Genomic DNA, 10,896 nt, shown 5'->3' with positions numbered 1-10,896 from the left:
GGGGGAATTTTACAATGTTATTAAAAAACAAACGGTGTGGTTATTAACCATGTTAAGTCTAGTTGTCGTATTGTCCGTTTATTATTTAACATCACCTGAACAGCAAGGGACAAATATGGCTGTGACTGAACAAGAGCAAGAGAAAGAAAAAGACCAAGCGGTTGAAAAAGCGAAAGAAAGTGGATCATCAGAAGAAAAAGCTCAAGTTACGATTTCCTCTGGTGATGACGAATTTGCAGCTATGAGAATTGCCATTGATGAAGAACGTTCGAAGCAAAGTGAAAAATATGATGCGGAAATGGGTAAAGGCGATATGTCTTCAGAAGATATCAATAAGGCCTATGATGCAATTGAACAAATCAGTGAGGCTAGAATTTCAGAAGAAATCCTTGAAACAACGATTGTCTCTTCATTGGACTTAGAAGCAGCTTTGGTCCGGATCGAAGGCAGTGATGTAAATGTCTTGGTAAAAGCAGATGAATTATCAAAAGAAGCGGCGAATGAAATTGTTCAACTTGTAGACAGTGAAGTGAAAAATGCCCAAAATGTCGTCGTTGAACATCAACCAAAAAAATAAATAATATAAAACCGCAGATGGCATACTAAGCCTTGCGGTTATTTTTTTTGCTTTCAAGTAGACAAATATCAGGTTAATGTATCTTGCAAACCTTCAAAGGATTAGGATGAGTGGAAGAAATGGCTGTCAAATGATTCTCAATTTTCGAAATAAGAGGTAGAATAAATAAAGTAAGCGCTTTATTTATGTTAAGTTGAATGTTAGGGTGGTCTTACCGTATGATAATAGTAGCTGGTCATGATTATTTTTGATAGAGTATTAAGAAGAACCAGTATTATTAAATACGTATGGCGGATGGCCATACTAACCAACTGCAGGTAAGCTGCACTTTCTATACCAACCAATATTAAAAATAGGACAAGGGGTGCCAAGGATGTTGAAAGTACAAGAAATTCGAGAAATTATTAAATTAGTTGACCAATCTAGCATTACTGAATTTGTATATGAACAAGAAGGAACAAAAATCAAAATGAAGAAAACAGGTGCTGATCAACCTGTACAAATTATAAAAGAAGTGCCAGCAGCAATAGCGGTTCAAGCACCAGTTAAGGAAGTCACACCAGCAGGACAGCCGCAGGCAGAACCTGAAGTAAAACAAGAAGCAGCCAATACGAATTTACATACAATCACTTCACCGATGGTGGGCACCTTTTATGCTTCTCCATCGCCGGAAGAAGATAACTATGTATCAAGAGGTTCGAAAGTGAAAAAAGATTCAATTGTATGTATTGTTGAGGCAATGAAGTTATTTAATGAAATCGAGGCTGAAGAAAACGGCGAAATCGTTGACATCCTTGTTAAGGACGGTCAATTAGTAGAATATGGCCAAGCATTGTTTACAGTAAAGGCTGAATGAGGAGTTGTTCTAAATGATTAAGAAAATATTAATTGCTAACCGGGGAGAAATTGCTGTACGGATTATACGCGCCTGTAAAGAATTAGGAATCGAAACGGTAGCGGTTTTTTCAGAAGCTGATAGAGAAGCATTGCATGTTCAGCTTGCTGACGAAGCGTATTGTATTGGTCCGAAATCATCGAAGGACAGTTACTTAAATATTACGAACATCATTAGTACGGCGAAGCTTACAGGAACGGATGCTATTCATCCAGGCTATGGTTTTCTAGCCGAAAATGCGGACTTCGCAGAGCTATGCCGGGAGTGCAGCCTTATTTTTATCGGACCTAGTCCAGAGGCTATTTCAAAAATGGGTACAAAAGATGTAGCTAGAGAAACGATGAAAGATGCTGGCGTACCAATTGTGCCTGGTTCAAAAGGAATCATTAAAGATACTGCCGAAGCTGTAGAGCTGGCAGAGAAACTTGGCTATCCGGTCATTATTAAGGCCACAGCAGGCGGCGGCGGTAAAGGAATTCGGGTTGCTAGGAATGAACAGGAGCTGGTTAAGGGCATTAACATTACCCAGCAGGAAGCTGCAACAGCTTTTGGTAACCCTGGTGTCTACTTGGAGAAATTTATTGAGGACTTCCGTCATGTTGAAATTCAAGTGATGGCGGATAATCATGGAAATGCGATTCATTTAGGTGAACGGGACTGTACGATTCAACGTCGTCTGCAAAAACTAGTTGAGGAATCCCCATCACCCGCACTTGATGGAGAAATCCGACAAGAAATGGGACAAGCTGCCGTAAAAGCCGCCCTTGCTGTTGATTATTCTGGTGCAGGTACGGTAGAATTTATCTATGATTATAAAAATCGTAAGTTTTACTTCATGGAAATGAACACTCGAATCCAGGTCGAGCATCCTGTAACAGAAATGGTAACAGGTGTAGATTTAATTAAAGAACAGATCCGAGTCGCTTCAAATGAGAAATTATCACTTTCTCAATCAGATGTTCAATTTAACGGCTGGGCAATTGAATGCCGGATCAATGCAGAAAATCCTGAAAAGAATTTTATGCCTTCTGCAGGGAAAATTCAGATGTATCTGCCCCCAGGCGGATATGGAGTTAGGGTCGATTCCGCAGCCTATCCGGGTTATGTGATTCCACCCTATTACGATTCTATGATCGCAAAATTAATTGTGCATGCACCGAGCCGTGCCGAAGCAATTAACAAAATGAAGCGAGCATTAAGTGAATTTGCTATTGAAGGAATTCATACAACAATTCCGTTCCATAGTAAGCTTCTGCAGCATGAACAATTCGTGTCAGGTGAATTTAATACAAAATTTCTTGAATTATACGATGTAATGGACTCATAATGTAAGGTAGACGGGAGGTGCTTTTGAATGAGTGAAAATGAAAACCGTATGTTAGAAATGAGTGGTCATTATGACGGCCTTGGAAAAGTGGAAATTGCTCCAGACGTAATCGAAGTAATCGCAGGAATTGCTGCGAGTGAAGTCGAAGGCGTTGCCCATATGCGTGGAAACTTTGCTTCTGGTGTTGTTGAAAAGCTTGGGAAAAAGAATCACGGTAAAGGCGTCAAGGTTGATTTAGGTGAAGATGGCATTAAGGTTGATCTATATTGTGTGATGAAATTTGGTATCTCGATTCCAAAGGTTGCCCAAGAGGTTCAGGATAATATTCGTGAAGCGTTGTTAAATATGACTGCGCTGGAAGCGGAAGAAGTCAATATCCATGTTGTCGGCATCCAGTTCGATAATGGTAAACAAGAACCAGAATTTGAACAAGAAGTGTAACTTTCAAGCTATACTTAAAGATAGAAGCCCGGCTAATGCCGGGTTTTTTGTATGGAAAAATGGTGAAATATTTGTTCCGCTGATTAAAGTGAAGCGATATGAGGCATACAAAAGGTAAGGAAACCTAAAGTTATTTCTTACTTTAAGGTTTCTCAAATGATAAATTTCTGATAGAGTATAAAGGATGAATTAACATTTGAAGGATAGCAAATGGTTCTTTTTTTACAGGTTTTACTTATTCCGTGCAATAGTATAAGAGTGAAAAAAGTTTAATTCTTAATATTTATCGTATTTCTTAGTTAATTGTTCGTCTTTGCTATCATTTTCATATATAATAGTGGATATAAAAGGAGTTTAACAATGAAAAGAAGAACAGCACGTGAAAAAGCCCTTCAAGCGGTATATCAAATTGAAATCGGAAAAGGAGAAATTCAAGATGCGATAGAAAGCGTATTGGATGGCACCCCAAACGATCAATATTTCGAAAAGCTTGTTAAAGGTACGGAAGAAAATAAAGAACAAATTGATCAAATCATTATGGAAAACCTTGAAAACTGGAAAATGGAACGATTAGCGAATATTGATCGAAATCTGCTGAGAATTGCAGTTTATGAGATGAAGTATTGCGAAGATGTACCAGTCAGTGTAGCAATGGATGAAGCGATTGAAATCGCAAAAATTTACGGTGATGACCAATCTAGCCGCTTTGTTAATGCAGTCCTATCAAAGGTGAAAGATAAGCTCGTTTAACATTCTACATCTTTAAAATCAATTCTTTACCTGTGGGATTGTAACGAATCAATGATATTGCGGCGCCGAAGGCTCACTGAAATTTGCGTTTCTATAACAACTAATTTTAGGAGTGATCGGCTTATGACAGCTAAGATAATTGATGGAAAAGAAATTGCTCAATCAGTAAGAAATGAGCTGCGTTTAGAAGTGGATCAGCTTAAACAAGATGGGATAACTCCTGGCCTCGCGGTTATATTAGTCGGCGATAATCAGGCTTCAAAAACCTACGTTGCCAATAAGCAAAAAGCCTGCGAGGAAATTGGTATGTATTCAGTCCTAATAGATTATCCCGAAACACTTTCACAGGAAGTGCTGGTTGCTAAGATTAAGGAACTGAATGAAGATGAAGCCATTCATGGTATTCTCGTTCAACTTCCGCTTCCTGCCCACATTGATGAAACAGCCATTATTGAGGCGATTTCACCTGAAAAGGACGTAGATGGGTTTCATCCGATTAATATTGGCCGCATGATGACTGGTCAAGATGCATTTCTGCCATGTACGCCATACGGTGTGATGGTCATGCTTGAACATATCAATTGTGAGATTGAGGGCAAGCATGTAGTAGTTGTCGGTCGTAGTAATATCGTCGGAAAGCCAGCCGGACAATTGTTCCTTAATAAAAATGCCACCGTCACATATTGTCATTCTCGGACTAAGGACCTGAAAGCCATTACTAATCAGGCAGATATACTAGTCGTTGCAGTAGGAAAACGAGATATGATTACGTCAAGTCATGTGAAGGAAGGGGCAATCGTCATCGATGTCGGCATGAACCGGAATGAACAAGGCAAGCTGTGCGGAGATGTCTCTTTTGACGAAGTAAAAGAAAAAGCTTCTTACATTACACCGGTCCCTAAAGGGGTAGGTCCGATGACCATTACCATGCTTTTGAAAAATACCGTTAAATCGGCAAAGAAAGCGGCTTTGACAGGAGTAAAGTAACCCAAACCTTTTACAAACCTTTTGTTGCACCGTCAAAAAACGCTTATACCTGTAAAAATACAGCGTAAAAATTAGAAGAAGCTGTTCTCTTGTTTTATAATAACTAGAGACAGCTTTTTCTGTCTGTACGCATTTAGAGTAAATATAATGATTGCAGATAAATTAGTCCAAGTGGTTGAAAGAAGAGTGCCTCTAGATGAGCAAAAGCGCCTCCAGAGTCCCTCCCTATTTTCTCGGGAGCAGAACAGACACTTCCGGCTTTCTAAAGTAGTCTAGCTGCAGCGTCTTGCTCCCTGCGGAAAAGAAGAATGTCTCGGTAGGCAAAAAACGCCTCCAGAGTCCCTCCCTATTTCCTCAGGAGCAGAACAGACGCTTCCGGCTTTCTTGAGTAGTCTAGCTGCAGCGTCTTGCTCCCTGCGGAAAAGAAGAGAGCCTCGGTAGGCAAAAAGCGCCTCCAGAGTCCCTCCCTATTTCCTCAGGAGCAGAACAGACGCTTCCGCTTTTTTAATAAAAAGGAGTTTTTTTATGGATAGTTTAAAATATTTGAGTGTTTCGGTTTGGACGAAGTATATAAAGCGGAAATTCGATGCGGATCCTCATTTGCAGCAAGCTTACATAAAAGGGGAAATATCGAACTTCAAGCAGCATTCGAGCGGACATATGTATTTTACGCTTAAGGATGAAAAGGCGAGGCTACTTGCGGTAATGTTTTCCGCGCATAATGGCAGCTTAAAGTTCATGCCTGAGAATGGAATGAAGGTTCTTGTTCGAGGTGACATCAGCGTGTATGAACAAAGCGGCCAATACCAGCTGTATGTCAAAGCAATGACACCAGATGGCGTGGGTGACCTTTATACAGCTTATGAACAATTGAAAAAGAAGCTTGAGAAAGCTGGCTTGTTTGCTCCGCTTCATAAAAAAACACTCCCGTCGTACCCAAAATCAGTTGGGGTGATTACATCACCGACAGGGGCAGCTTTACGAGATATTCTAACGACGATTAAACGAAGGTATCCGATAGCAAAGGTGATTATTTACCCTGCTTTAGTTCAGGGGGCCAATGCGGCGCCGACCATTGCGAAGGCGATCAGCACGGCGAACGAACGCAATGAAGTAGATGTCTTAATTATCGGCCGGGGCGGTGGCTCGATTGAGGAACTTTGGGCTTTTAATGAAGAAATCGTAGCGAATTCAATTTATGATTCAGACATACCAATTATCTCCGCGGTCGGCCATGAGACGGATTTCACGATTGCTGATTTTGTCGCTGATTTACGGGCTCCTACGCCTACTGCAGCAGCCGAGCTAGCCGTGCCGCATTTAAATGAAATTATGGAAAGATTGCTGAATCGGAAAAATAGACTTTCCAGAGCCATTCAGGAAAATGCTGCTGCACAAAGAACCAGACTAGCCCGTTTAGAAAAATCTTATGCATTCCGCTACCCGCGCAAAATGTATGAACAGAAACTTGAACAGCTTGATAAAGCGACTGAAAGGCTTCAGCGAGGAAGCAGTAAGTACTTTTTACAAAAGCGCGAAATGTTGCAGCGCTCAACTGCGATTCTTCAAAAACAGCACCCAGAACAGCAAGTCGTTCTTGCAAAGGAACGGTTACTTGCTCATAAAAAGATGCTTACTCGTTTGATGGAAGCAAGTATGAAACAGCATACACAGCAATTTCTACATGTTAATTCAACCCTCTCTGCCTTAAACCCATTAAATATCATGGACCGGGGCTACGGTTTGATTTATACGGGAGACGAAGAATTAGTGAAAAGTACGAAGCAAGTGTCACGCGGTGATACGATCGCTGTCCAGATTAAAGATGGAACCCTTGAATGTAAAATTGAGAAGATAGAGGAGCGGAAATGATTATGGCAAAAAAAGAAGAAGTAACATTTGAACAAGCAATGGAAGAGCTTGAAAAAATTGTTGAACAGCTAGAAGAAGGAGATGTCCCATTAGAAGCTGCCATTACAATCTATAAACAAGGGATGGATTTGTCGAAGCTTTGTCATCAAAAATTAAAAACAGTAGAAGATCAATTGACTCAAATTCTTAAGGAAGACGGCGAGCTTGATAGCTTTGCGGTTCAGGAGGAAGAATAATGAGTAATCAAACGCTCGCAGGCTATTCAGCCGAACATAAGGCATTAATTGAAGAAAATATGATCCAGTTCATTCAAAATCTACAAGCACCTGAATCGTTGAAAGAAGCGATGGTGTACTCACTTCAGGCTGGTGGAAAACGGATTAGACCGCTTTTTGTCTTTGCTGTTATTACAGCGTTTAAAAAAGATTCAAAAATAGGTATACCTGTGAGTGCAGCTATTGAAATGATTCATACTTATTCTTTAATTCATGATGATCTGCCTAGCATGGATGACGATGATCTTCGCAGAGGAAAGCCGACGAATCATAAAGTGTTTGGGGAAGCTCATGCTATACTTGCTGGTGATGGGTTACTGACTTACAGCTTCCAGTTGGTGGCTGAAATGAATCATCCTGACGTCACGAGTGATATGAAATTGAAGTTGATTCGCTTGATTGCACAGGCGGCTGGTGCTGAAGGAATGGTCGGCGGACAAATCGCTGATATGGAAGGCGAAGAGAAACAGCTTAGCTTAAAGGAACTTGAATATATACACGAACATAAAACGGGAAAACTTTTATCAGCAAGTGTTCTGGCTGGAGCAATTCTTTCCGAAGGGAATTCCAAGCAGCTGGCACTTCTAGAATTATTTTCGTATCATTTGGGGTTAGCTTTCCAAATCCGCGATGATATTTTAGATGTTGAAGGCGATGAATCAGTCATTGGAAAACCGGTTGGAAGCGATGAAGGCAACCAAAAGAGCACCTATCCAGCGCTTCTCACGATGGATGGGGCCAAAGAAAAACTAGCTTATCACATCGAGCAGGCTATTACGGCATTGGATCAGACAGGAATTGAGACAGAGCTTTTAATTAGTTTAACCAAAATGATTGCTGATCGAAATCATTAATCGACAAAATTTGTCTAGAAAATGCGATTATGGTATACTCATGGTAAAAAAATGAGTAAAATAGGGAAAGCAAAGGGTGCAGTTCTAATGAAAAACTGTTTAGCCTTTATGATATAATGAATGCGAAGCCGCCGGAAACTTGTGTGTCTCGGCGGCTATTTTTCGAGTAGTCGAACCATATGCCATGAATGAGAGACGAAAGACGAACCATAAAAAATTTTTTCTGGTAGATACTTGCTGGAAAGATGATAGAAAGTGAGTGATCCTGATTGGATCTTCTAACTATAAAAGACCCTTCATTTCTAAAAAATCTAACGAATGATCAATTAAAAGAATTAAGTGCGGATGTAAGAAAGTTTTTAGTTGAACAGCTTTCAGTCAGCGGGGGACATATTGGTCCAAACCTTGGAGTCGTTGAACTAACAATTGCTCTTCATAAAGAATTCAACAGTCCTGAAGATAAAATTATCTGGGATGTTGGTCATCAATCATATGTTCATAAAATATTGACAGGACGTGCCGGCCAATTTGATACCTTAAAGAAATATAAAGGGCTGTGCGGTTTCCCAAAAATGAATGAAAGTGAACACGATGTCTGGGAAACTGGTCATAGTTCTACATCACTTTCTGCTGCAATGGGTATGGTAGCAGCTCGTGAAATTAAAAAAGAAAAAAATTATGTACTTCCTGTTATCGGTGATGGAGCATTAACCGGCGGTATGGCCCTTGAAGCATTAAATCATATTGGCTCTGAACAGAAGGATATGATTGTCATTTTGAACGACAATGAAATGTCAATTGCGCCAAATGTCGGTGCTCTTCATAGTGTACTTGGAAGACTGCGGACCGCTGGTAAATATAAGTGGGCTAAAGACGAATTAGAATTGTTCTTGAAAAAGATTCCTGCCGTTGGCGGTAAGGTTGCAGCCACTGCAGAACGACTAAAGGACAGTATGAAGTATCTACTTGTGTCCGGCGTCTTTTTTGAGGAACTTGGCTTTACTTATCTTGGACCGATTGACGGTCATAACTATGAGGAACTTTTTGAGAACTTACGATATGCTAAAAAAACCAAAGGCCCGGTCCTTTTACATGTAATCACGAAAAAAGGTAAGGGATATTCGCCTGCTGAATTGGATCGTACAGGAAATTGGCACGGAACAGGTCCATATAAAATCGAAACAGGTGCGTTTGTTAAATCACCAGTTAAAGGTCCAGCGTGGAGCTCACTAGTTAGTGAAACTGTCCGAAAATTAGCGAGAGAAGACGAGCGGATTGTGGCTATTACTCCTGCTATGCCTGTTGGATCAAAGCTTGAAGGATTTGCGAGTGAGTTCCCGGAACGAATGTATGATGTAGGAATTGCCGAGCAGCATGCAGCTACATTTGCAGCAGGCTTAGCTACACAAAAAATGAAGCCGTTTTTGGCTATTTATTCTACATTCCTGCAGCGTGCCTATGACCAGCTCGTACATGATATCGCCAGACAGAACCTTAATGTATTTATTGGTGTTGACCGTGCTGGACTAGTTGGAGCAGATGGAGAAACTCATCAGGGTGTATTTGATATCGCCTTCCTGCGTCATCTGCCGAATATGGTTGTTATGATGCCTAAGGATGAAAACGAAGGACAGCATATGGTCAATACAGCGATTAAATATGATGACGGCCCAATTGCTATGCGTTTTCCAAGAGGAAACGGTTACGGCGTCCCAATGGATGAAATGCTAAGAGAGATCCCAATCGGCAGCTGGGAAGTGTTACGTGAAGGAACCGATGCAGCTATCTTGACGTTTGGGACAACCATTCCGATGGCATTAGAGGCTGCGGAACGGTTAGCAAAAGATGATATATCTGTAAAAGTGGTCAATGCAAGATTTATTAAACCGCTTGATTCAGACATGCTGATTGAATTACTACAACAAAAAATGCCAATCCTAACAATTGAAGAGGCGATTCTTCAAGGCGGTTTTGGAAGTGCGGTTCTAGAATTCACCCACGATCATGGTTTCTCAGGGGCAGTTATTGATAGAATGGGAATTCCAGACCGGTTTATTGAACACGGCAGTGTGGATGAACTATTAGCGGAAATTGGTATGACCGTAGAAGAAACAGTTAACAAAATAAATCTGCTTACACCAAAAAAGCAAAAAAGGGCCTGACATAATGAAAGTTAATAAAGAACGACTTGATGTATTACTGGTTGAAAAAGGATTAGCAGAAACACGAGAAAAGGCTAAGCGAATGATTATGGCTGGGCTTGTCTATGCAAATGAAGAACGTCTCGAGAAACCCGGCGAAAAAGTACCTGTAGATTATGAGCTGACGATAAAAGGAAAAGTAATGCCTTATGTATCAAGAGGCGGATTAAAACTTGAAAAAGCCTTAAAGGTATTTGATTTGTCTGTAGATGGGAAGATTCTTTTAGATATCGGCTCTTCTACAGGCGGCTTTACCGACTGTGCACTTCAAAATGGTGCAGTGATGTCATACGCTTTAGATGTAGGGTATAATCAGCTGGCCTGGAAGCTCCGTCAAGATGAGCGTGTGAAGGTAATGGAAAGAACCAATTTCCGCTATGTAACACCTGTTGATTTAGATGGAGAAATGCCTAACTTCACAAGTATAGATGTGTCATTTATCTCCTTGAAATTAATCCTGCCAGTTCTAAAAACATTACTTGTTCCCGGCGGAGATGTAGTGGCACTCGTTAAGCCTCAATTCGAAGCGGGTAAGGATCAAGTGGGAAAAAAAGGCATTGTACGTGAGCCTAAGATTCACCAAGCTGTTATGAAAAAGATCATAGACTTTTCTTTGCAGGAAGGCTATGACGTTTTAAATGCCTCCTTCTCTCCAATCACAGGCGGCGACGGTAATATTGAGTTTCTGCTTCACCTGCATTGGACAGGACCTAAGGA

11 protein-coding genes are annotated in these 10,896 nt (G+C 40.7%); all 11 read left to right on the top strand.

Annotated features, from left to right (window positions below; genetic code table 11):
• On the top strand, positions 1-577 hold a 577-nt coding region (locus WYK_RS04625; protein ID WP_051387307.1), incomplete at its 5' end, for a SpoIIIAH-like family protein.
• A gap of 373 nt (positions 578-950) precedes the next feature.
• Positions 951-1,433, top strand: a complete 483-nt coding sequence (gene accB / locus WYK_RS04620) for an acetyl-CoA carboxylase biotin carboxyl carrier protein (RefSeq protein WP_040373425.1) — start codon at positions 951-953, stop codon at positions 1,431-1,433.
• Positions 1,434-1,446: 13 nt separating this feature from the next.
• Positions 1,447-2,799: an acetyl-CoA carboxylase biotin carboxylase subunit gene (accC, locus tag WYK_RS04615; RefSeq protein ID WP_040373424.1), complete on the top strand. Its 1,353-nt coding sequence runs from the start codon at positions 1,447-1,449 to the stop codon at positions 2,797-2,799.
• A 27-nt stretch (positions 2,800-2,826) separates the two neighbouring features.
• Entirely contained in the window at positions 2,827-3,240 is a 414-nt protein-coding gene (locus WYK_RS04610; RefSeq protein WP_040373423.1) for an Asp23/Gls24 family envelope stress response protein, read from the top strand.
• Positions 3,241-3,600: 360 nt separating this feature from the next.
• Entirely contained in the window at positions 3,601-3,990 is a 390-nt protein-coding gene (nusB, locus tag WYK_RS04605) for a transcription antitermination factor NusB (protein ID WP_040373422.1), read from the top strand.
• Between the two features lie 123 nt (positions 3,991-4,113).
• Positions 4,114-4,977 (top strand): bifunctional methylenetetrahydrofolate dehydrogenase/methenyltetrahydrofolate cyclohydrolase FolD, encoded by an 864-nt coding sequence (gene folD, locus WYK_RS04600; protein ID WP_040373421.1) that lies wholly within the window; start codon positions 4,114-4,116, stop codon positions 4,975-4,977.
• Between the two features lie 525 nt (positions 4,978-5,502).
• On the top strand, positions 5,503-6,849 hold the full coding sequence (gene xseA / locus WYK_RS04595) for an exodeoxyribonuclease VII large subunit (protein WP_040373420.1): 1,347 nt from the start codon (positions 5,503-5,505) through the stop codon (positions 6,847-6,849).
• A 2-nt stretch (positions 6,850-6,851) separates the two neighbouring features.
• Positions 6,852-7,085, top strand: a complete 234-nt coding sequence (xseB, locus tag WYK_RS04590; protein WP_040373426.1) for an exodeoxyribonuclease VII small subunit — start codon at positions 6,852-6,854, stop codon at positions 7,083-7,085.
• On the top strand, positions 7,085-7,978 hold the full coding sequence (locus tag WYK_RS04585) for a polyprenyl synthetase family protein (RefSeq protein WP_040373419.1): 894 nt from the start codon (positions 7,085-7,087) through the stop codon (positions 7,976-7,978). Before xseB ends, WYK_RS04585 begins: the two co-directional genes overlap by 1 nt.
• 269 nt (positions 7,979-8,247) lie before the next feature.
• Positions 8,248-10,140 (top strand): 1-deoxy-D-xylulose-5-phosphate synthase, encoded by a 1,893-nt coding sequence (gene dxs / locus WYK_RS04580; RefSeq protein WP_040373418.1) that lies wholly within the window; start codon positions 8,248-8,250, stop codon positions 10,138-10,140.
• A gap of 4 nt (positions 10,141-10,144) precedes the next feature.
• A partial coding sequence (locus WYK_RS04575) for a TlyA family RNA methyltransferase (RefSeq protein ID WP_040373417.1) occupies positions 10,145-10,896 on the top strand: 752 nt, incomplete at its 3' end.

It is taken from the genome of Peribacillus psychrosaccharolyticus ATCC 23296, from assembly GCF_000305495.1.
Lineage (GTDB): Bacteria > Bacillota > Bacilli > Bacillales > DSM-1321 > Peribacillus > Peribacillus psychrosaccharolyticus.
The sequence above is the reverse complement of the archived record's forward strand: the minus strand, read 5'-3'. Positions and strand labels throughout refer to the sequence as shown.

Coding starts and splice junctions, on each gene's coding strand:
- WYK_RS04585 (WP_040373419.1), top strand. CDS start 7,085: ATGAGTAATCAAACGCTCGCAGGCTATTCAGCCGAACATAAGGCATTA.
- xseA (WP_040373420.1), top strand. CDS start 5,503: ATGGATAGTTTAAAATATTTGAGTGTTTCGGTTTGGACGAAGTATATA.
- accC (WP_040373424.1), top strand. CDS start 1,447: ATGATTAAGAAAATATTAATTGCTAACCGGGGAGAAATTGCTGTACGG.
- folD (WP_040373421.1), top strand. CDS start 4,114: ATGACAGCTAAGATAATTGATGGAAAAGAAATTGCTCAATCAGTAAGA.
- nusB (WP_040373422.1), top strand. CDS start 3,601: ATGAAAAGAAGAACAGCACGTGAAAAAGCCCTTCAAGCGGTATATCAA.
- xseB (WP_040373426.1), top strand. CDS start 6,852: ATGGCAAAAAAAGAAGAAGTAACATTTGAACAAGCAATGGAAGAGCTT.
- WYK_RS04610 (WP_040373423.1), top strand. CDS start 2,827: ATGAGTGAAAATGAAAACCGTATGTTAGAAATGAGTGGTCATTATGAC.
- accB (WP_040373425.1), top strand. CDS start 951: ATGTTGAAAGTACAAGAAATTCGAGAAATTATTAAATTAGTTGACCAA.